We start from the raw sequence: 21416 nt of genomic DNA, 5'->3' as shown, positions 1-21416 counted from the left end.
GGGCCGCAAAAACGTCGCGTCGCCTCAGAACGCGCCGGGGTAGACGCTGACGTCGGCGTGAAGCCCCTCGCGGAGCGCGCTGTGGACGTGACAGATCCCCTCGGCGCGCTCGGCGATGTCGGCCGCGGTCTCGTCGTCGAGGTCGGCTTCGACGTGGACGTCGAAGGCGATCGATTCGAGGTCGTCGTCGTCGTCGAGCTCGGCGCTGGCGTCGATCTGGATCTTCCCGAGCTCCTCCTCGCCGCGCTGGCTACCGCCGACGCGGAACGCGGGGAGGTAACAGGAGGCGTACGTCGCGACGAGCGTCGCGTTCGGGTTCGGCCCCGTCTCGTCGGTCGCGTCGATCTGGAGGTCGAACTCGCCGACCTGACTGGTGCTGGCGTAGCCCGATTCGGAAACGGTGGACGTCTCGATGTCTGCCATAGTCGAGTGTTCGTTCGGTCTCCTGGGGATAAAGACTATCGGCATCGGCACGTCGGGGGCGCGCTCCGCGAGTTCGAGAACGGCGACGCCGACGTGCCGACGCCGACCGCTTCGCGGTCAGCGACGCATCAGTCGTCGCCGGACGCGTCCGCGGCCAGCCCGGTCGCGCCCCGCAGGTCGGCCTCGATCGCCTCCAGCGTCCGGCCCTTCGTCTCGGGGACGGTCCGGTGGGTGAAGAGGAGGGCGACGACGCTACAGGCCCCGAACAGCCAGAACGTCGCCGGCGTGCCGATCCCGTCGAGCAGCACGGGGAACGACAGCGCCACGGCGAGGTTCGCGAGCCAGTTGGCGACGGTCACGATCCCCATCGCGCTCCCGCGGACGGCGAGTGGATAGATCTCGGAGATGAGCAGCCAGAACACCGGACCGAGCCCGATCGCGAAGAACGCGACGAACGAGATGAGCGTGAGCGTCGCCAGCCACCCCATCCCGCCGGTCGGGTCGGCGAACCGGAAGACGAGCCCGGCGACGCCCAGCGACCCGATCATCCCGCCGGTCCCGACGAGCAGGAGGGGGCGACGACCGACGCGGTCGACGAGGAGGATCGCGACGACGGTCATGGCGACGTTGACGGTTCCGATGGCCACCGACGCGAGGATCGACTGCGAGCTGCCGAGCGCGGTCGACTCCAGGACCGTCGGCGCGTAGTACATCACCGCGTTGATCCCGGTGACCTGCTGGAATATTGCGAGACCGAGCCCGACGACCAGCGCCGGGCGCATCCACGGGCTGAGCAGGTCGCGCACCCCGTTTCCGGACTGCGCCTCGACGGTCGTCTCGATCTCCGAGAGCTCGGCCTCGACGTCGCCGTCGCGCGTGCGACGGAGGACGGCGCGGGCCTCGTCGGTCCGGCCCTGCTCGTAGAGCCACCGGGGGCTCTCGGGCATTCGGACCATCCCGATTGCGAGCACGACGGCCGGAACCATCCCCGCGCCGAGCATGATCCGCCACGACCCGGAGCCGGAGAAGGCGTAGTTGACGAAGTACGACGAGAGGATCCCCACGGTGACCATCAGCTGGTTCAGCGACGTGAGTCCGCCGCGGACGGAGGGCGGCGCGATCTCGGAGATGTACAGCGGGCCGACGATCGACGCGAACCCGATAGCGATCCCGTCGATCATCCGTCCCGCGACGAGCACCGAGACGGTCGGCGCGACCGCCATGAGGAACGAACCGAGGAAGAACACCCCGGCCGACAGCAGGATGAACCGCTTGCGGCCGATCCGGTCGGACACCTGCCCGCCGACGGCCGCGCCGGCGGCCGCCCCGACCATCGCGCCGCTGACGACGATCCCCTCCACCAAGGGACTCAGCTCGAAGGCGGTGTCGATGAAGAGGATGGCTCCGGAAATGATCCCCGTGTCGAACCCGAACAGGAGGCCGTTGAGCGCCGCGAGCGCGGAGACGACGTAGACGAACCGTCCGCCCTCTCCCCGGATCACGGCCCGCATATCTGCGATTGACATGACGTACCAATTCGGCGCTAACCATCTTTTATTTAGAAGGCTTCTGATTTATTATTAATTTAAATACATTTGGTATATTTCTGCCGGCGGCAGTGAGCGGAATCTACGACAGCGGATATAATATTTATTTGTCTCCGAGTAATACTTTATGTCCGCCCGTTCGCAGCGCTCACCGTTCGGCGACGGAACGGACGCTGAGCGCGGATCTCGCCGTCTGCGATCGCCTCGATGCCTCGAAAAAAGCGGTCCTCGTCGGGCGGCGAGCCACGCGAACTCCGAGAGGCCGGTCGCGCTACTCCAGCGTGTACGTCTCGTCGCCCTCAAGAACGACGGGCTCGGCGGCGGCGCCCGCGGCCTTGACCTCGTTGACGAACTCGCGGGTCTCTATTTCGATCGGACCGAACGAGTCGTAGTGCATCGGGAAGACGATGTCGGCGCCCACCCAGTCGGCGGCGATGCCGGCGCCCGCGGGCCCCATCGTGAAGTGGTCGCCGGCGGGGAGGGCGGCGGCGTCCGGTTCGAGGTACGGCGCGATCACGTCGACCATCTCGGACATCAGGCCCGTGTCGCCGGCGTGGTAGAAGGTGGTACAGTCCGGGTCGGACTCCTGGGTCGGCTTCTTGTCGCCGATCACGAACCCGGCCGGCATCCCCGCGGAGTAGTCGGGGTCGTTCTCGATGCCGTTCGAGTGGTCCGCGCGGACCATCGTCACCCACGCGTCGCCGCACTCGACGGTGCCGCCGATGTTCATCCCGCCGGCCGGGAGCGTGTGTTCGTGGCCGAAGTTCTCCTGGACGTAGCCGGTCAGCTCCGGGGTCGCGACGACCGTCGCGTCCGGGAACTGGTCGGCGTCGCCGATGTGGTCCGCGTGCCCGTGAGTCAAGAGCAGATAGTCGGGGTCGAGCGACGCCGGGTCGACGTCGGTCTTCGGATTGTCGAAGAACGGGTCGATGAGCAGCTCCGTGTCCTCGACGACGACGTGCCACGTGGAGTGGCCGTGCCAAGTGAGTTCCATGGTCCGTTTCCAATATCTCGGCGCGCGGTAATAAAACTCGACGCCGTGGGCTCCGGAACGGTCCGCGAAGAAAGCGGGATTCGCGAAGGGCTCTCTCGCGGTGGGGTTTCGACATCGATTCTCCCCCATTTTCGCCAGCCCTTTTCTTTGAACGATCAGTTCAAACGGCGACAGTCGCAATATCTTCCCGCTACTACAGCCTTAACATCCGGATCGGTCTACAGGCCTCGTAACAGTGGAGCCTCGACATGGCGGGTGAGCGGACCGGCGAACGTGTCGACGGTGCCGCGGACGACGGGCGGTATCGCCACCTCATCGAACACGTTCAGGACGCGGTCGTCGAGTTCACGCTCGTCGACGGCGAACCGATCGTCGGAGACGTCAACCGAGCGTTCGTCGACGTCTTCGGCTACGACGCCGACGAGATACGCGGGGAGTCGCTCAACGCGTGGGTCGTTCCCGACTGGAAGATCGCGGAGGCGAGGGAGTTGGACGCGAACACCGCTTCCGGGGAGATCAACTACCGACAGGTGGCCCGAGAGACCGCCACCGGGCTCCGAGAGTTCCTCTACCGAGGGGTCCCGTACGCTGGCGACGAGGAGCGCGACGAGGCTCCCCGCGGCGGCTTCGCCGTCTACACGGATCTCACGGAGGTGTCCCGAAACGAGCGGCGGCTGGAGGTGTTGAACCGAATTCTCCGACACAACCTCCGGAACAACGCCAACGTCGTCGCCGGCCACACCACGCGGTTGCTGGCCGAACTGGACGATCAGCGCGGCGAGAGCGTCGACGTGGCGGCCACGATCGAGCGCGCCGCTCACGAGCTCGAACGGCTGGCCGAAGAGGCCAACCACATCCGTCGCGTCCTCGAACACCCGACCGACGAGCCGGCCGACATCGACCCCGAACCGACGGTGCGGTCCGTCGTCGCCGACTACCGGGAACGGACGCCGAGCGCCGAGATCGAGATCGAAACCTCCGTATCAAGGCCGGTGATGGCCGACAGCCGCCTCCGGTACGCGATCGACAGTCTCGTCGACAACGCGATCGAGCACAATCCGAGCCCGGAGCCGCGGGTCCGAGTCCGGATCGGGGACGCCGATCCGGACCCGAACGCGGCGTCCGGCGAGTGGGTCGCGATCCACGTCGAGGACGACGGCCCGCGGATCCCCGCGGACGAGCGGGACGTGATCCGCGACGGCTCGGCGATAACCCCGACGCACCACGGGAGCGGGCTCGGGCTCTGGCTCGCGGAGCTGACCGTCGAGACGTTCGGCGGAGAGCTCTCCTTCGGCGAGAGCGATCTCGGCGGCAACGACGTTTCGATCCGACTGCGTCGGCGGTGAGGCGAGGAGTTAACAGCCCGCCGCACGAACTCCGCGTCGATGCCCTCCGAGCGGAACGACGCCCGGACGCCGACCGACCGGTGTCCCGAGTGCGATCGGACGGTCCCGGCCGGGGCGAGCTTCTGTCCCGACTGCGGCGCCGACCTCGACGGCCCCGCCGATCCCGCGTACTGCGCCGAGTGCGGCGAACGGTTCGACGACGACGACCGGTTCTGTTCGAACTGCGGCGCGCCGCGGTCGAGCGGCGGGTCCGCCGCCTCGGCCCGGCCGTCCCGCGCGCCCGAGCGAACCGACGACGCCGGCTCACCCCCGTCGCGTTCGGCGTCGTCCCCGGGCGAGAGCGAGCGCGCCTTCCGGCGTCGCGTTCAGGACCACCTCGACGCGGGGTGGGACATCGAGCGCGACGACGGCGACCGGGTCGTCCTCGTCGACCGCGGGATCGGGTCCGTCGGCGTCCACGTCCTGTTGTTCATCTTTACCAGCGGGATCGGGAACCTCCTGTACGGCTGGTGGCACTACTCGAAGCTGGCCGAGCGGCGCAGGCTCGTCCGCGGCGACGACACGGCGGCGCGCGCGCCGTCTCGCACGGAGGGCGGAGGGCGGACAGAGCTCCTCTCCGCGTACCTGCTGAGCGCGCTGCTACTGCTGATCGGCGGCTGGATCGGGTTCGTCGCCGTCGAGTCCGGGTCGCCGCCGGTCGCGCTGATCGGCCTCGCGTTCGCGCTGTTGGGCGCGTACGGTGCGCCGCCGGTGGACCGGCGCCTCGACCGCCGCCACGGAATCACGGAGTTCGGCCGACTGAAGACGGTCGACCACCGGACCGTCCGTCCGCCGGAGTCGGTCGACGAGGCCTGCGTCGTCTGCGGCGAGGCGTTCGACCGCGGCCTCGTCAGGCGGCGACGCGACGAGACGGTCGTCGCCGGCGTCCCGGTCCGCACCCACTCGATGCGGTACAACCACTACTGCGCCGACTGCGCGCGGTCGGAGCTGTTCGGCGACGAGGTCGACGCGCCGTCGCTCGGCTCGCTCGCGAGCGAGTCGAGCGGAGTCGACGGCGAGGTCTCGGACGGCGACGGCGGAGTCGGCGGCCCCACCGACGCCGCCGACGCGAGTAACGATGGCGCCACCGACGGGGAACCGACGGACGAGACGGCGACCGACTCGGTCCGCGAGACGGCCGATTCGACCGAGTGAACCGACCGGACGCGCCCGCCGCGCTCGTCGCTTGCCTCTCCGGGAACGCTTTTCGGGCGGCCCCCCGATGAGTCGGGTATGTACCGCGCACGGTTCCGCGACCCGGCCGGATCGATCCGCGACGGCGAGTACGACCCCGACACCGACACGGTCGCCTTCGGCGGCGACGAGTACGCGCTCTCGGACCCCGAGATCGATGTGCTCGCGCCGACCGACCCCTCGAAGGTCGTCTGTATCGGCCGCAACTACGCCGACCACGCCGAGGAGCTCGGCAACGACGTGCCCGACCGCCCGCTGCTCTTCCTCAAGCCGCCGAACGCGGTGGCGAGCCACGGCGACACCGTGACCGTCCCCGCGGGGAAAGACCGGATCGACTGGGAGGCGGAGTTCGCGGTCGTGATCGGCGAGCAGTGTAAGGCGGTCGACGCCGCAGACGCGATGGACGTGGTCGCGGGGTTCACCTGTATGAACGACGTGTCGAACCGCGATGACCAGAACAAGGAACAGAACTGGGTCCGCGGGAAGGCGTTCGACGGCGCCGCGCCGCTGGGTCCGGTCCTCGCGACGCCCGACGAGGTGCCCGCCGACGCGAGCGTCGAGCTCCGGGTCAACGGCGAGACGAAGCAGTCCAGCGACCGCGAACACATGATCTTCGACGTGCCGACGCTGATCGAGGAGATCACGACCTACCTCACGCTCGAACCGGGCGACGTCATCGCGACGGGGACTCCCGAAGGGGTCGGCGCGCTCTCCGACGGGGACACGGTCGAGGTCGAGATCGAGGGCGTCGGCACGCTCGAACACGACGTTCACGTCCCCTGAGCGACGGGATTCCGACGTGGCCTGCTTTTTTGCGTCTCGGTACCACACCTCGTTTCCGGTGAACGCTTATGTGGCATCCCCCGGAGTCGGAGGTATGGAGACCAGTTCGTTCGTCGCCGGTTCCTGACGGTATCGCCGCGGCGCGACGCGGCCGCCCCGCCCCGCTCCGCGCGAGGCTGGGCCGGTCGCCGCGCACAGAGCCGCGACCGGAGCGCGAGACGCTCCCCTCTCCGGGCCGACGCGAGCGCCCGACCGAATGTCACGAGACGACGCCACGACGAACGGACGCGACGAATCGAGCGAAACCGACGGACAGTCCGCCGACGCAGAGCCCACGACCGCCAGCTCGACCCCCGCCGTCGTCGCGGCCCGGTCGGACGGCGACCCGCCGGACACGGGCGAGATCCGCGACCTCGCAGCCGCGGCCGGCTACGCGGTGATCGGCGAGGTCACCCAGCGACGACGCGAGGACCCGACCTACGACCTCGGCCGCGGGAAGGCCGAGGAGCTGATGCGGCTCGCGGCCGACGCGGACGCCGAGGCCGTGATCTACGACGGGGGGCTGTCGCCGGGGCAGACGTTCTCGCTCGGCGACCTCCTGCCGCCCGGAACGGCAGTGATCGACCGCCCGCGGCTCGTGTTGGAACTGTTCGCCGACGCCGCCGACTCCCGGGCCGCCGACCGCCAGCTGGAGCTGGCGCGGCTGCGCTACGAGCTTCCCCGACTCCGGGAGGCGGTCGCCCGCGACGCGAGCGAGCACGTGCGCCTGCAGCCGGAGGGCGACAGCCGCGTCCTCGACGTCCAGAAGCGGATCGAATCCGCCGAGCGCGCGCTCGACGAGATAGCCGACGACCGGGCGGTCCGACGGGCGGAGCGCCGCGACGCCGGGTTCGACCTCGTCGCGCTCGCGGGGTACACCAACGCCGGGAAGTCGACGCTGGCCCGGCGACTCGCCGACGAGGTCGATGCCGACCGCACCGAGTCCGCCGAAGGAGATCCGGCGGACGGCGGCGGACCGCTCGCGGTCGCGGACCGGCCGTTCGAGACGCTCTCGACGACGACGCGTCGGGCGACGGTCGGGGGGCGACGCGCCCTCGTCACCGACACGGTCGGCTTCCCCGACGGGCTCCCCCACGAGGCGGTGCGCTCCTTCCGGACGACGATCGACGCGATCCGGGCGGCCGACTGCGCGCTGCTCGTCGTCGACGCGAGCGACGACCCGAGCGATCTCCGCCGGAAGCTCCGCGCGTCGCTGTCGGCGATCGAGGCGACCGACGGCTCCGTGATTCCCGTCCTCTCGAAGGCCGACGAGGTCGGAGCCGACGGGCTCGCGGCCGCGATCGAGGCCTACGAGGGCGCGGTCGCCGATCTGGACCCCCGCGAGGCGCCCGTCGTCGACGCCCTCCGGTCGCCGATCCCGGTCAGCGTCCGCGACGAGACAGGCCTCGCCGACCTCGCGGACGCGGTGGCCGACGCGCTGCCGACCGCGACCGCGACCGTCGAGGCGCCGAACGGCGGCGCCGCGCAGGCCGCGCTCTCGTGGGCGTACGACCGCGGCGTCGTCGCGGAGGTCGACTACGGCGGCGCGACCGTCGTCGTCGAACTCGCGGGGCGCCCCGACGTCGTCGCCGAGGCCGAGCGACGCCTCGCGGACGCGCCGTCGTCGTGAACCGCGGGGCGGTCCCGTCGCGAGCCGCCGACCGCCAAGACCACGCTTAAGCCCGACGCCCCCCGACTCCCGGGCATGCAGCCACGGGATCTCTCCGATCACTCGCCGTACGTGCCCGGGAGGGGCGTCGAGGAGGTCGCCCGCGAGCGCGGGCTCGACCCCGACGACCTCATCAAGCTCTCCTCGAACGAGAACCCGCACGGACCCAGTCCGGCGGCCGTCGAGGCGATCCGCGAGCACGCCGACCGCGTGAACCAGTACCCGAAGTCCTCGCACACCGACCTCACCGCGAAGATCGCCGAGAAGTGGGGCGTCGAGACGGAGCAGGTGTGGGTCTCGCCGGGCGCCGACGGCTCGATCGACTACCTCTCGCGGGCCGCGTTGGAGCCCGGCGACGAGGTGCTGGTGCCGAGCCCCGGCTTCGCCTACTACGCCATGTCCTCGCGGTACCACCACGGCGAGGTGACGGAGTACGAGCTCTCCCCCGCGGACGGGTTCGCGCAGGACGCGGAGACGGTGCTGTCCGCCTACGGCGGCGAGCGGATCGTCTACGTCACCTCGCCGCACAACCCCTCGGGATCGACCATGCCGCTCGACGAAGTCGAGGCGATCGCGGACGCGACCGCCGAGGAGACGCTCGTCGTCGTCGACGAGGCGTACGGCGAGTTCGCCGCCGTCGACAGCGCGATCCCGCTCGTCGACGAGCGCGACGACGTGGCGGTCCTCCGCACCTTCTCGAAGGCGTACGGGCTCGCGGGGCTCCGGATCGGGTACAGCGTCGTCCCCGAGGCGTGGGGCGAGGCGTACGCCCGCGTCAACACGCCGTTCGCGGCCAACGAGCTGGCCTGCCGCGCCGCGCTCGCCGCGCTCGACGACGAGGAGCACGTCGAGGAGACGGTCGAGACCTCCCGCTGGGCCCGCGAGTACATCGCCGACGAGCTCGACGCGCCCACCGTCGACTCCGCCGGGAACTTCGTCCTCGCCGCCGTCGGCGACGGCGAGCGCGTCGCGGAGGCGGCCCAAGAGCGCGGCGTTATCATCCGCGACTGTACCTCCTTCGGACTCCCGGAACACGTCCGGATCTCGACCGGAACCCGGGAAGAGACCCGCGAGGCGGTCGACCTGCTCAACGAGGTGCTGGCCGACCTCGAACTCGGTGTACGGGCGTGACGGACGCCGACGAGACCGCGGCGGGCTCCGACGCCGACGAAACTGCGGCGGGCTCCGACGCCGACGAGGGGGCCGACCACGTCCGCGCCGACCGCGTCGCGGTCACGGGGACGCCCGGAACGGGGAAGACGACGGCGACCGCGCTGCTCGAAGGCGAGTACGACGTGATTCACCTCAACGACCGGATCAAGTCGGACGACGATCTGTGGACCGAGCGCGACGCCGACCGCGACACGCTCGTCGCGGACCTCGACGCGGTCCGCGAACGCCTCGGCGACTGGTCCGGCGTCCTCGATTCGCACCTCGCGCACCGGTTCGACGTCGACCGCGTCGTCGTGTTGCGGTGTCGGCCCGAGGCGATCGAATCGCGGCTCGAAGCGCGGGGCGAGTCGCCCGAGACGGCCGCCGAGAACGCCGAGTCGGCGGAGCCGCCTCGAGCTCTCGCTCGCAAGGCTCGCGAGAACGCCGAGAGCGAGGCGCTCGACGTGATCCTCTCGGAGGCGGTGGCCGAACACGGCGCCGAGAACGTCTACGAGGTCGACGCGACCGACCGCGACCCCGAGGCCGTCGCCGACGCGGTCCGCGCGGCGATCGAGGGGGAGCGGGAGCCGAGCGCCGGCACCGTCGACTTCATCGATTATATATGAGCCCGTCGCGACCGTCGGAACGGTAGATGACTCTCGACCAGTACCGCTCCGTGGCCGACCGACTCCTCGGCCCGTGGGTGTCCGCGGCCGACCGGCTCGGCCTCTCGCCCGACCAGGTGAGCGTGATCGCGTTCCTCGTCGCCGTCGCGGCCGCCGGCGCGTTCGCCGCGGGATCGACGCCGCTGTACGCGGCCGGCGCGCTGCTCGTCCTCCTCAACGGCTGGCTCGACCTCGTCGACGGCGCGCTCGCGCGCCACCAGTCGATCGCCTCCGACGGCGGCGACTTCCTCGACCACGTCCTCGACCGCTACGCCGACGTGGCGGTCATCGCGGGACTCACAGCCGGGATCGAGGCGTACGCGCTCGGCTTCGCGGCCGTCACGGGCGTCCTCCTCACCTCGTACCTCGGCACGCAGATACAGGCGGTCGGCATCGGCCGCGAGTACGGCGGCCTCCTCGGTCGCGCCGACCGGCTCGCGCTCATCGGGATCGTCGGCGTCGTCGCCGCTGTCTACTCCGCCCCGATCGCCGCCGGGCTGAACGTCGTCGGCCTGCTGCTCGCGCTGTTCGCGGTCGTCGGCCACCTGACGGCGGTCCAGCGGTTCCTCGGCGCGTGGCGCGACCTGTGACCGCCCGCGGACCAGTCTGCTAAAAGGGCGAGTCGGTGGACCGGTCCCGCGCGCTCGCGTCTCCGTCGCCTTCCATCGGAGCCGACCCCATTCCGAGGTTCTCCTCGGTCTCGCTCTCCGTTCCGGCCGCTAGCCCGTCGCTTTCGGCCGCTATCTCGTCGGTTCCGGCCGCTAGCTCGTCGCTTTCGGCCGCCACCTCGCCCGTTTCGAGGTACGTCGCCTCCAGCTCCGCGAGCCGCTCGTTCACCGCCTCGCTCCGGTTGTGGGCCGGGGGCGCGCGGACCCGGACGAGGTCGTACTCGTGGCGGTCGGAAAGCCCGTTCCACGCCCGGAAGGCGCCGACGGTCAGTGTGTGGGTCTGGGGGCAGAACGCCGTGGTCGGCGTGAACTCCGCCCGGAGGACGCGGTCGACCCCGTTTCCGTCGAAGGCGTGGCTGTCAGCGTCGGCGGGGGCGACGGCGTCGACCGCGTCGCCGCGCTCGACTGCGTAGCGGAATCCGGCGTCCCCGTGGCGCGTGTCGAGGTTCAGCCGCGCGAGGTTGTAGTCGAACGTCATGTCGTACACCCCTCGCTCCTCGAAGCAATCGCGGGTGAGGCGGTGGAACGCGAGGTGGTCCGTCCCCGTGAGCACGTCGTGTCCGTCGAGGAACGCGCCCGGCCGAGGGAGGTCGTCGGCGACGAACTCGTCGTAGCCGTCGAACAGGTCGTCGTCCGCGGAGCCGAAGGGAGACGGGAAACCGAGCATATGCGAGCCTCGTCGCCCCGTCGGGGTACTCGTGACCCCGCAGATGTTCGGGCCGCCCCGGCCGATCGGCCCTCAGTCGTTCTCGGCCTCTCCCGAACGCAGGTCGTCTGCCCGGGCGTGAACGGCGTTGACGGCGTCGCTGACGACCGACTCGTCGACCTCGAACGCCGCCGCGGCGTACGCGACCGACAGGCGGACGGCGAGGTACGTCATTCGAACCGCTTTGTCGGCACTGGCGATCCTCGGCGGGACGCCCCGTCTGCCGGTCTGGCTCTCGTCGAAGCCGCCGGTGATCGCGTACAGGTCGGCGTACAGGCGGGCCGCCTCCGGGAGATCGAACGATGCAATCCGTCCGTCGGGGCCGTCGAAGTGATACGCGTCGGGACGGTCCCGCGCCTCGCGGACGATCCGACGGCCGTCGTCGTACGCCTCGATCACGGTTTCGCTGTCGTCGGTCACTGGGACTCCCTCTCCGAACACCTCACGCAACGAGGGAACGATTTAAAAGTGTCCGGTCGGAACGGGGGGTATGCCCACATTCGAGCTGAACCTCTCGGACGACGTGTACGCGGAGTTTCAACAGCTGGCGGACGAGGAGTTCGTCTCCGAAGAGCAGGCCGCGGAGGACCTCATCGCGTCCGGCATCGAGGCGTACAACGTGACCGTCGTCGACGACGACCCCCGCGACGAGATGCTCGACGGGGCCGAGAACAACATGTTCGACACCGCGGAGGACCCGGGCAGCATCGAAGACGACCGACTCTGAGCGCTCGATCGCGGCGTCGCCTTTTCCCCCGCTCCCCGGCTCAGTACCCCAACTCAAGCAGTCGGTTCGCCGACAGCGTCGCCAGCCCGAGCGCCATCACGCAGGCGAGCAGTCCGAACGCCACGGGCCAGCCCGCGGCGTCGGAGACCGATCCGACGACGACGCTGCCGGAGGCGCCCGTCACCATGTAGGCGGTGCGGACGAGCCCGAAGCCGGCGCCGCGCTCGGCGTCGGACAGGAGGTCCATGAACCGCGACTGGACCGGCGCGCCCCACGACATCGCGAGCCCGACGAGCCCGACGCCCGGAACCACGGCGAGGAGGCCGAAATCGAGCGTCGCGGCCGCGGCGAGGGTGCCGTAGCCGACGAGGCCGGCGCCCATCGTCACCATCGCGGCCGCGTCGCGGCCGATCCGGTCGGACACCGATCCGGTCACGGGCTGGGTGGCGCCGTGGACCAGGAAATACACCGAGAAGAGCAGCGCCGACAGCGCGCCCGACAGGCCGGTTCCGACCTCCAAGAACGTCGGCAGGAAGGAGGCGGTCGCCTGCCACGTGAACGCGCCCATCGTCGCCAGCGCGGTCGTGTAGAGGATCTCCGGCCGCGAGAGCAGTTCGGTGAGCGGGCCGAGCGCGAACCGCTCTCCCATCGGCTGGTCCGGACGGAGGGGGTCGGTGGGCCGGACCCGCCACGCGAACAGGACGAAGACGGGCACCGCGACGGCCGCGCCGAGGAGGACGCCAGCGCGCCAGCCGTACCGCGACCCGACCAGCGCGGCGGCGGGCGGCGCGGCGAGCCCCGCGATCGGGCCGCCGGCGACGTGGACGCCGATGGCGCGGCCGGTGTCGTCGAACTGCCGCGTGAGGAACGTCGTCGCGACCGAGTAGTGGAGCCCGGCGCCCACGCCGAGCGCGGCCGCGAACAGCCCGAACGCGAGGATCGAAGGCGATGCCGCGAGGAGGACCGAGGCGACGGCGGTGGCGCCGACAGCGGTGAGGATGACGCGGCGCTCGCCGTAGCGGTCGCCGAGGACGCCGGAGGGGAACTGCGTCAGCGCGTAGGTGAGCCACATCCCGCTGAGGGCGAGCCCGACGGTGCCGTTGGTGACGTCGAACTGCGCCGTGATCTCCGGGACGAGCGGACTGACGACCAGCCGCGCCACCATCGTCCCGGTGAACGCGAGCGTACAGAGCGCGAGCGCGCTGTGTTCGTACCGCCAGTTCACGGTCGGCGTTCCGGACGCGGGTCAAAGCGGCTTCCGATCGCGGTCAGACGGGCCGGGTGTCGTGCGTCACCGTGTCACTCTCTCCGGGCCGCGGGACCGTCCCGCTCGGAGGCCTCACTCCGTCGCGAACTCGACGGGGTACTCCGTCAGGTTCTCGTAGCCGTCCTCGGTGACGACGACGAGGTCCTCGATGCGGACGCCGCCCACCTCGGGGTCGTAGAGGCCGGGTTCGACGGTGATCACGTGGCCCGGCTCCAGCTCCTCGCCGCCGCTCGCGAGCCGCGGCGACTCGTGGACGTCGAGGCCGATGCCGTGGCCGGTCGAGTGGATGAACCCGGTCTCCGTCTCGGGGTCGGTGCGGAACGTCGGCTCGCCCGCCGCCTCGTACACCTCGCAGGCGGCGGCGTGGACATCCTCGCCGGTGACGCCCGGCTCCACCGCGTCGAGCGCGGCGTCGAGGGCCTGCTCGGTGAGGTCGTACCAGTCGCGGAGGGTCTCGTCCGGCTCGCCGACGCAGAACGTCCGCGTCATGTCGGCGTTGTACTTCGTCGCCTTCGAGCGCGGGAAGATGTCGACGATGATCGCCTCGTTCGCGCGGAGCGGGCCCGAACCGCGGTCGTGGGGGTCGGCGGCCTGCGCGCCGCCGGCGACGATCGTCTCGTCGAGCGCGCAGCCGTGGCGCAGCAGCGTCACCTCGATCTCCTCGGCCACGCGCTCGCTGGTGAGGGGTTCGCCCTCGTGGAAGAGCGTACCGGGGTCGACGTCGCCGTCGGTGGGAGCGTCTTCGCCGGCCACGTCGGCGCCGGCGATCAGCTCCTCGGCGGCCCGCATCGCGGCCTCGTTCGCCCGCTGCGCCTCGCGGATCGCCTCGATCTCCTCGCCGGTCTTCACCGCGCGGACCGCCTGAAGTCGGTCGTCCGTGTCGACCGCGACCTCGATCCCGCGCTCGCGGAGGGCGTCCGCGGTGCCGACCGGACCGCGCGGCGGCATCGAGACCGACTCGACGCCCTTGTCGCGGAGGAACGCCGCGTACATGTCGTTGCGTTCCTCGCGGCCGCCGTACTCGTAGTCGTAGTCGGCGTGGCGCTCGACCGTGTCGGCCGCGGCCTCGCTCGTCGCGCGCCCGTACTCCAGCCCGCTGACGAGGAGGTGGACCTCGCCGTCGGCGTACAGCGTGAGGAAGGGATCGGGGCCGGTGAAGCCGGAGAGGTACAGCTGGTTGGCGTCGTCCTGCGAGGCGTCGAGGAGGTAGCCGTCGGTGTCGAGGTCGGCGAGGCGGTCGTCGAGCCGCGTTCGGTTCATACCTCCCTCTGTTCGGGCGACGCTCATAGCGGTTGTCCTCGCGGAACCACCGGACGCCCGGGACGCCCGGCGACTCGCGAAACGCCTATATATCAACTCCCGGTCTCGGACCGTCGGTTTCGCTCTCTGGTCGGTTCGATTCTCACGGTCGCGAATTCCGAATTGTACAGGGTTGTACACGCCGGATTCGGCCGTGTCTGAACGAGACCAATCACGCAAACATTTAAGTGCGTCGCTCGCTTACCCGATGGTGAGGAAAACGCCGAGACCCCTCTCTCGGTTTCGTTGTTCCCTCCACGCACCAAACCAATGAGCGAGAACCTTCGAACGTACACGACGGAGAACGTCGACGAGAGCGAGACAGAGTCGGAAACCGAAGCGGAAGAGCTGCGGTGCCCCGAGTGCGGCGGCCAGCTCGCGACCGACACGGAACACGGCGAGACCGTCTGCGTCGACTGCGGGCTCGTCGTCGAGGAGGACGAGATCGACCGCGGCCCGGAGTGGCGCGCGTTCGACTCCAAGGAGAAGGACAGCAAGTCCCGCGTCGGCGCCCCGACGACGAACATGATGCACGACAAGGGGCTCTCGACGAACATCGGCTGGCAGGACAAAGACGCCTACGGCAAGTCGCTGTCCAGCCGCCAGCGCGAGAAGATGCAGCGGCTGCGGACGTGGAACGAGCGGTTCCGCACCCGCGACTCCAAGGAGCGCAACCTCAAGCAGGCGCTCGGCGAGATCGACCGCATGGCCAGCGCGCTCGGTCTTCCCGACAACGTCCGGGAGACGGCGTCGGTCATCTACCGCCGCGCGCTCGACGAGGACCTCCTGCCCGGGCGCTCCATCGAGGGCGTCTCGACGGCCTCGCTGTACGCCGCCGCCCGGCAGGCGGGAACGCCGCGCAGCCTCGACGAGATCGCGGGCGTCTCCCGGGTCGAGAAAGACGAGATCGCCCGGACGTACCGCTACGTCGTCCGCGAGCTGAAACTGGAGATCCAGCCCGCCGACCCCGAGAGCTACGTCCCGCGGTTCGCCTCCGACCTGGGCCTCTCCGACGAGGCCGAGCGCCGCGCCCGCAGCCTGCTCGACACCGCGAAGGAACAGGGGATCCACTCGGGCAAATCGCCGGTCGGGCTCGCGGCCGCCGCCGTCTACGCCGCCTCGCTCCTCGTCAACGAGAAGGTGACCCAGAGCGAGGTCAGCGAGGTCGCGAACATCAGCGAGGTCACCATTCGGAACCGGTATCACGAGCTCCTCGAAGCCGAGGACTCCGTCGCGCTGAACTGATCGGCTCTCCGACTCGTCGCGCGGCGTGACGCCGACGGTTCCGCTCGCGTCTCACCGGTTCTCGCCTCGCCCGTCGTTTTCACCCTCCCAGTAGTCCACGTCGTCGCCGACCCGGTAGTAGCTCGACAGCGACCGCTCCTCGCGTCCGCCGGGCGGCGAACCGACGTACACGCCGAACTTCTCCGAGTCCGGGTACAGGGTCACGTCGGGCTCGCGCATCGTCGAGACGACGAGGTACCGAAGGGTCTCGTCGCCGTCGTTGACGACCCGATGAGCGCCCGACGCGTCGGCCGGGAACGCGGCGTACTCCCCCGGTCGGAGAGGGTAGGCGTCACCGTCGAGCCGCAGCATCCCCTCGCCCGCGAGGACGTACAGGGCCTCCTCGTTGGCGGTGTGGTAGTGGTACGGCCACGAGCGCTCTCCCGCCGGGAGCTCGTAGAGGCTACAGCCCAACTCCTCGCCGCCCGCCGCCGCGCCCAGCCGCTTCCGTCGCCACGCGGCGCCGTCCGCGTCGGGCGTCGTCCACGAGAGGTCGTCCGCGTTGATCGGTGGCATGCGTCCACGTCACGTGGGACCGTCTAAGGTGTTCCTTCGCCGAGGCGAACCCCACAGGCTCTGCCGGTCCCGAGCCGAAACCGCGAAGGCGACGCGTCGCCACCCGATCGCATGGAGACGACTCGCCACTTCACGGCGACGACGTACATCGTCAACGACGGGGCGACGGCGCTTCACGAGCACGAGCGGCTCGGCATCCGGCTGCCGCCCGGCGGACACGTCGACCGCGACGAGCTCCCGCACGAGGCCGCGCGGCGCGAGGTCCGCGAGGAGACCGGGCTCGCGGCCGAGCTGGTCGCCGCGGAGTCGGATATCACGGGCCCGAACACCCGCGGGCTCCCGGAGCCCGCCCACCTCATGCTCCACGACATCAACGTCCACGAGGACGGGTCCGTGGGCCACCAGCACGTCGACCACCTCTACTACGCTCGCGTCGACTCCCGGGAGATCGCTCCCGAGGGCGACGACGAGGTCGACCCGGCGCGCTGGCGCTGGTACACGCCGGAGGAACTGGCGGCGAGCGATCTCTCGGACGACGTCGTCGACCTCGGTCGCGAGGCTATCGCCGCCGTCGACGGCGACTGACCGAGCCGGTCGGTCGCGCCGACCGAGCCCGCTATTCGCCGGCCCGAGCCGGGGCGGTCGAGCGGTCCGAGCCCGGACGGTCGAGCGGTCCGAACCGCGGATCGGGGCGTCAGACGGCCGTCTTACGCTCCGGAAGGTATTTGGGTCGGTGCTGGCGACGTAAGCGCAAGGATGGACGCACAGCGAAGGGAAGCGATCGCCGAGTGGGACGACCGCTCGTTTTCCGACGGGTTCGCGGGGCTCCGGCGGATCGTCGACGACGGGTTCTCGGGGGCGGCGACCGACGGGACCGGGTGGCTGTTCCTCGTCGACGGACGCGTCGTCGGCGTCGTCGACGCGACGCTCGACGCCTTCGCCGACGCCTCGGGGACGGTCTACCGGGCCCCGGACGACGCGCTCCCCGTGCTTTTCGCGATGCAGGAGACCGGCGGCGAGCCGCGGGCGAAGTACTACACCAAGGACACGCCGCTGAAGGAGGCCGACCGCAAGCTCTCGCAGGGCGGATTCACCGGCTACATCGAACTCTCGGAGAACGTCCTCTCGGGCGACTACTACGTCGCCTACACCGGCGGCGAGTCGATGGCGGCGGCGTACGTCGGGAACGCGCGACGGCTGGAGACCGGGGACGACGCCTTCGAGCTCGCCGCCGACGAGGTCGGGATCTACACCGTGTACGAGGTCGACCTCGACGTTCGGCCGCTCCCGGACGACGACGGCACCGCCGGCGCCGCGACCGACCCGGCCGACGAGGCGGAGACCGAAGGCAGCGACGTCGAGACGGGTGGCGAGGGCGGAGCGAGCGAAGACACGGACGACGATTCCGCGAGCGCGGGCGACGGCGCGCCGGACGCAACCCGTGACGCCGACGAGCGCGCCGACGCCGATGCGGGCGAGGAGGCCCCGGAAGACGAGGAGTCGCCGACGCGCGGCGCGGTTCAGATCGGAGACGCCGAATCGTCCGAGGCAGACGCGGAGGGAACCGACGGAGACGCGGAGGACGGCGACGACGACTCGGCCGGGGCCGGCCGCGTTCGACGGTCGCCGACGGAGGCGGACGGCGCGTCTCCTCCGGGCGGCGACGACGCGGACGCCCCCGACGCAGAGGGGGCCGACGCACCGGCAGCGAGAGCCGAGACACCGCAAGAGAAAGCCGACGCACCGGCAGACGAGGACGTCTTCTCGGAGGAGGCAGAGTGGCGGGAACAGAAGTCGATTCCGGCGCTCGACCCCTCGGAAGCGAGCGGCGAACTGCGGTCCGCGGGCGAACGACGCGACGCCTCGTCCGGGCGTTCCCGGCCGGCCGACGACCGCGGACGGTCCGAGCGGAGCGCGTCGAACGCGAACGGAGGGCCGCGTTCGACGCGCTCCACCGGCGAGTCGGCGTCGGCGCGGTCGGCGGTCTCGAAGCGCGACGCGTCGGGTGGCGCATCGAGCGGCGCGAGTCCGGAGCGGCTCCGGAAGCTCGAAGCCGCCCTCGAAGAGACCGAGACGGAGCGGGAGGCGCTCGCCGACGAGCGCGACCGACTGGCGGCCGAGCGCGACGAGGTCGAGACGGAACGCGACGAGCTGGCCGAGAGCGTCGAGCGGCTGGAGGCCGAGGTCGAAGATCTCAAAGCGGAGCGCGACCGCCTCCGCCGCGAGCTCTCGAACGCCAAGGAACGGCTCCCGGACGCCGAGCGGACGCTCACGCCGGCGGAGGCGCGCAACGGGACGAACCTGTTCATCAGGTACGACTCGAAGGAGGGCGCGACGCTGGCCGACGCCCACGAGGGGCGCGTCGACCGCGAGGCGCTCCGCGAGAACCTCCGGGTCGAACACCACACGAGCTTCGAGACCGACGGCCTCGCCGTGGACGGCCGGCCGTTCGCGGAGTTCCTCGAAGACACAATCGAGTACGGCTTCACCCGCTGGCTCGTCGAGGACCTCCCGTTCGAGGTCCGAGGGACGGGCAACGAGGGAACGCTCCGCGACCTCTACGACGCGCTTCCGGAGATCGACCGGGCCGAGATCGGCGGCACGGTGTCCGTCGAGCTCCGCGAGGGCGGCGAGGAGATCCGCGAACAGCGGTCGTTCGACTTGGTGTTGCGCGACCGGATGGGCCACCCGCTGTTCGTCGCCGACCTGAACGACAGCCGAGACCCCACGCCGGAGGGGACGCTGGAGTCGCTCGTCGAGAACGGGCGCGACATCGCGTCGTCGAACGAGACGTTCGCCGGGGCGTTCGCGGTGACGGAGAGCTTCTTCGAGCCCGGCGCCTTAGAGACCGCGAGCGACGCCGTCGGCGGCGGGCTGTTCAGCCGGTCGAAGCGGGCGAGCTTCGTGAAACTCTCGCGAAAACAGGGGTATCACCTCTGCCTCGTCGAGGCGCGCGACGGCGGGTTCCACATGACGGTTCCCGACCTGTAGTCGCCGGGGACCTCAGAGGCGGCTACGCGGAGAACGGAAACGCGGCAGGTACGTCGGCGAGCGAAATCGAAATACCGGTCAGTTCTCGAGTTCGGCGGCGTCGTCGATCCGCATGGAGCCGAGCTTCTCGACGGTCTCGTCGAGCTTCTCGTCGAGTTCGTCGACGAACTCGTGGGTCCGCTCCGTGGTGATCGCACCCTGACTGGACGGCTCGATGAGGTTCTCCTCTTCGAGGACGCGCAGCGAGTACCGGACCTTGTGGTGCGGGTAGCCGGTCTCGTTCGACATCTTGACGATGCCGATCGGCTCGTTTTCGATGACCATCCGCAGGACTTGGAGGTGACGTTCCAGCATGTCTACCTCCTTCTCTAGTCGATCTATCATGGCACATGTTAACTCGTCATGCCCCTGTTTAAAAGTTGCTGTCGGCCGCGGGGGACCGGTCGTCCGATCCGACGCTTTGACGTGGCAGTAGTTAACGTGTTCGATCGCGGCACGGCAGACCGAGGCCGTGCGCGGCGGGCGAGCACGGCGGACGGGCGAGCACGGCGGACGGGCGGGCACGGCGGACGGACGCTCGGGAGGCGGTTCGCGGGGTGACGCCGAGTGAATACACGAACGAGCGTATTCCAGATCCTACTGCGATTTTCTGATCCACGTCCGTGTCGGTCTCGCGGTCGCAGACCGTAATCGGTTTTACCCCCCGCCGGAAACCGGCAGGTCGTATGACACTCACCATCGTCGGCTCCCAGCTCGGCGACGAGGGCAAGGGCGCGCTCGTCGACCGGTGGGGAGGGGACGCGGACGTCGTAGTCCGTTATCAGGGCGGCGACAACGCCGGCCACACCGTCGTCGAAGGCGGCGCGGAGTACAAGCTATCCTTGGTGCCCAGCGGCGCGGTCCGCGGGACCGTCGGCGTGCTCGGGAACGGCTGCGTCGTCAACCCGAAGACGCTGTTCACGGAGATCGACGACCTGCGCGAGCGCGGGCTCGACCCGGACGTGCGCGTCGCTCGCCGCGCGCACGTCATCACTCCGTACCACCGCGCGCTCGACGGGATCGAGGAGGAGGTGAAGGCCGACGACGACGCCGGCGACGAGGTCGGCACCACCGGCCGCGGGATCGGTCCGACCTACGAGGACAAGGCGGGCCGCCGCGGGATTCGCATCGCCGACTTACTCGACCCCGACGTGCTCCGCGAGAAGCTGGAGTACGTCGTCCCGCAGAAGCGCGCGCTCGTCGAGGACGTGTACGGGCTCGATCTCGACGACGACGACCGCGCCGACGCGTTCGACGTCGACGCGCTCCACGAGGAGTTCGCCGCGATCGGCGAGCGCCTCGCCGACGAGGGGATGACCGTCAACTGCTCCGACTTCCTGTACCGCCGCCGCGAGGCCGGCGACGAGATCGTCTTCGAGGGCGCGCAGGGGACGCACATCGACGTCGACCACGGGAACTACCCGTTCGTCACCTCCTCAAACCCGACGGCCGGCGCGGCCGCGGTCGGCTCCGGCGTCGGCGTCACGACCGTCGGCGACGGCGAGGTCGTCGGCATCGTGAAGGCGTACCTCTCGCGCGTCGGCGAGGGCCCGCTCCCGACGGAGCTCGACGGCGACGCCGACGAGGAGGCGCTCGCCGACGAGATCCGCGAGAAGGGCGGCGAGTTCGGGACGGTCACGGGCCGACCGCGGCGGATCGGCTGGCTCGACCTCCCGATGCTCCGGCACTCGGCGCGCGTCTCCGGCTTCACCGGCGTCGCCGTCAACCACGTGGACGTGCTCGCCGGCCTCGACGAGCTGAAGGTGTGTACGGGGTACGAGCTGGACGGGGAAACGATCGACACCGTTCCCACGACCACGGAGCGGTGGGAGCGCTGCGAGCCGGTCTACGAGACGCTCGACACGTGGGAGCCGTTCGACTCGGCGGCGGTCGCCGAGGCCGGCTTCGACGCCCTCCCCGAGGCGGCCCGCGAGTACCTGGAGTTCGTGGCCGACGAGATCGACACCCCGATCTACGCCGTCGGCGTCGGCCCCGACCGCGAGGAGACGGTCGAACTGGTCAACCCGTTCGACGAGTAAGCCCGGCCCCCGGGGCCGATTCTGTCGCC

Annotated in this window: 21 protein-coding genes; 12 read left to right on the top strand and 9 right to left on the bottom strand. The window is 70.4% G+C overall.

Features of this window, described 5'->3' with window-relative positions; all coding sequences use genetic code 11:
• Window positions 1-24 precede the first annotated feature (24 nt).
• The 3 genes from EXE46_RS12420 to EXE46_RS12410 form a co-directional block, all read right to left on the bottom strand.
• Entirely contained in the window at window positions 25-423 is a 399-nt protein-coding gene (locus EXE46_RS12420; protein ID WP_137688708.1) for an OsmC family protein, read from the bottom strand.
• 128 nt (window positions 424-551) lie between these two features.
• Window positions 552-1949, bottom strand: coding sequence for a sugar porter family MFS transporter (locus EXE46_RS12415; protein WP_137688707.1), 1398 nt, complete (start codon window positions 1947-1949; stop codon window positions 552-554).
• Window positions 1950-2241: 292 nt separating this feature from the next.
• Window positions 2242-2964 (bottom strand): metal-dependent hydrolase, encoded by a 723-nt coding sequence (locus EXE46_RS12410; RefSeq protein WP_137688706.1) that lies wholly within the window; start codon window positions 2962-2964, stop codon window positions 2242-2244.
• 248 nt (window positions 2965-3212) lie between these two features.
• Here EXE46_RS12410 and EXE46_RS12405 point away from each other — a divergent pair, with 248 nt between their 5' ends.
• From EXE46_RS12405 to EXE46_RS12375, 7 genes are all read left to right on the top strand, one after another.
• Window positions 3213-4310: a PAS domain-containing sensor histidine kinase gene (locus EXE46_RS12405; protein WP_137688705.1), complete on the top strand. Its 1098-nt coding sequence runs from the start codon at window positions 3213-3215 to the stop codon at window positions 4308-4310.
• Window positions 4311-4349: 39 nt separating this feature from the next.
• Window positions 4350-5504: a zinc ribbon domain-containing protein gene (locus EXE46_RS12400; protein ID WP_137688704.1), complete on the top strand. Its 1155-nt coding sequence runs from the start codon at window positions 4350-4352 to the stop codon at window positions 5502-5504.
• 78 nt (window positions 5505-5582) lie between these two features.
• Window positions 5583-6326 (top strand): fumarylacetoacetate hydrolase family protein, encoded by a 744-nt coding sequence (locus tag EXE46_RS12395; RefSeq protein ID WP_137688703.1) that lies wholly within the window; start codon window positions 5583-5585, stop codon window positions 6324-6326.
• 256 nt (window positions 6327-6582) lie between these two features.
• Window positions 6583-7995: a GTPase gene (locus EXE46_RS12390; RefSeq protein WP_137688702.1), complete on the top strand. Its 1413-nt coding sequence runs from the start codon at window positions 6583-6585 to the stop codon at window positions 7993-7995.
• Between the two features lie 75 nt (window positions 7996-8070).
• On the top strand, window positions 8071-9165 hold the full coding sequence (gene hisC / locus EXE46_RS12385; RefSeq protein ID WP_137688701.1) for a histidinol-phosphate transaminase: 1095 nt from the start codon (window positions 8071-8073) through the stop codon (window positions 9163-9165).
• A complete protein-coding gene (locus tag EXE46_RS12380; RefSeq protein WP_137688700.1) occupies window positions 9162-9812 on the top strand; it encodes an adenylate kinase family protein in 651 nt (216 codons plus the stop codon). Before hisC ends, EXE46_RS12380 begins: the two co-directional genes overlap by 4 nt.
• Before the next feature lie 26 nt (window positions 9813-9838).
• Window positions 9839-10441 (top strand): CDP-alcohol phosphatidyltransferase family protein, encoded by a 603-nt coding sequence (locus EXE46_RS12375; RefSeq protein WP_137688699.1) that lies wholly within the window; start codon window positions 9839-9841, stop codon window positions 10439-10441.
• Between the two features lie 19 nt (window positions 10442-10460).
• On the opposite strand, the gene EXE46_RS12370 is transcribed toward EXE46_RS12375, so the two are convergent.
• Window positions 10461-11186 (bottom strand): hypothetical protein, encoded by a 726-nt coding sequence (locus tag EXE46_RS12370; RefSeq protein WP_137688698.1) that lies wholly within the window; start codon window positions 11184-11186, stop codon window positions 10461-10463.
• 72 nt (window positions 11187-11258) lie between these two features.
• Window positions 11259-11645: a hypothetical protein gene (locus EXE46_RS12365; RefSeq protein WP_137688697.1), complete on the bottom strand. Its 387-nt coding sequence runs from the start codon at window positions 11643-11645 to the stop codon at window positions 11259-11261.
• A gap of 70 nt (window positions 11646-11715) precedes the next feature.
• Between EXE46_RS12365 and EXE46_RS12360 the strand changes: the two genes are divergently transcribed.
• Window positions 11716-11952, top strand: a complete 237-nt coding sequence (locus EXE46_RS12360) for a hypothetical protein (RefSeq protein ID WP_137688696.1) — start codon at window positions 11716-11718, stop codon at window positions 11950-11952.
• 40 nt (window positions 11953-11992) lie between these two features.
• On the opposite strand, the gene EXE46_RS12355 is transcribed toward EXE46_RS12360, so the two are convergent.
• Both EXE46_RS12355 and EXE46_RS12350 read right to left on the bottom strand, forming a co-directional pair.
• Window positions 11993-13177: an MFS transporter gene (locus EXE46_RS12355; RefSeq protein WP_137688695.1), complete on the bottom strand. Its 1185-nt coding sequence runs from the start codon at window positions 13175-13177 to the stop codon at window positions 11993-11995.
• A gap of 114 nt (window positions 13178-13291) precedes the next feature.
• Window positions 13292-14479, bottom strand: coding sequence for a Xaa-Pro peptidase family protein (locus tag EXE46_RS12350; RefSeq protein WP_137688694.1), 1188 nt, complete (start codon window positions 14477-14479; stop codon window positions 13292-13294).
• Window positions 14480-14788: 309 nt separating this feature from the next.
• On the opposite strand from EXE46_RS12350, the gene EXE46_RS12345 reads away from it, so the two are divergent.
• Window positions 14789-15763, top strand: coding sequence for a transcription initiation factor IIB family protein (locus EXE46_RS12345; RefSeq protein WP_137688693.1), 975 nt, complete (start codon window positions 14789-14791; stop codon window positions 15761-15763).
• Window positions 15764-15814: 51 nt separating this feature from the next.
• On the opposite strand, the gene EXE46_RS12340 is transcribed toward EXE46_RS12345, so the two are convergent.
• Complete coding sequence (locus EXE46_RS12340; protein ID WP_137688692.1) at window positions 15815-16318, bottom strand: cupin domain-containing protein; 504 nt, start codon at window positions 16316-16318, stop codon at window positions 15815-15817.
• A 111-nt stretch (window positions 16319-16429) separates the two neighbouring features.
• On the opposite strand from EXE46_RS12340, the gene EXE46_RS12335 reads away from it, so the two are divergent.
• Window positions 16430-16903, top strand: a complete 474-nt coding sequence (locus EXE46_RS12335; RefSeq protein WP_137688691.1) for an NUDIX hydrolase — start codon at window positions 16430-16432, stop codon at window positions 16901-16903.
• A 171-nt stretch (window positions 16904-17074) separates the two neighbouring features.
• Entirely contained in the window at window positions 17075-19309 is a 2235-nt protein-coding gene (locus EXE46_RS12330) for a hypothetical protein (protein ID WP_137688690.1), read from the top strand.
• A 78-nt stretch (window positions 19310-19387) separates the two neighbouring features.
• Here EXE46_RS12330 and EXE46_RS12325 read toward each other — a convergent pair whose 3' ends face one another.
• Window positions 19388-19693, bottom strand: a complete 306-nt coding sequence (locus EXE46_RS12325) for a hypothetical protein (RefSeq protein WP_004595838.1) — start codon at window positions 19691-19693, stop codon at window positions 19388-19390.
• A 341-nt stretch (window positions 19694-20034) separates the two neighbouring features.
• On the opposite strand from EXE46_RS12325, the gene EXE46_RS12320 reads away from it, so the two are divergent.
• Entirely contained in the window at window positions 20035-21387 is a 1353-nt protein-coding gene (locus EXE46_RS12320) for an adenylosuccinate synthase (RefSeq protein WP_137688689.1), read from the top strand.
• Window positions 21388-21416 lie beyond the last annotated feature (29 nt).

Source organism: Halorubrum sp. GN11_10-6_MGM (assembly GCF_005435165.1).
GTDB lineage: Archaea > Halobacteriota > Halobacteria > Halobacteriales > Haloferacaceae > Halorubrum.
The sequence above is the reverse complement of the archived record's forward strand: the minus strand, read 5'-3'. Positions and strand labels throughout refer to the sequence as shown.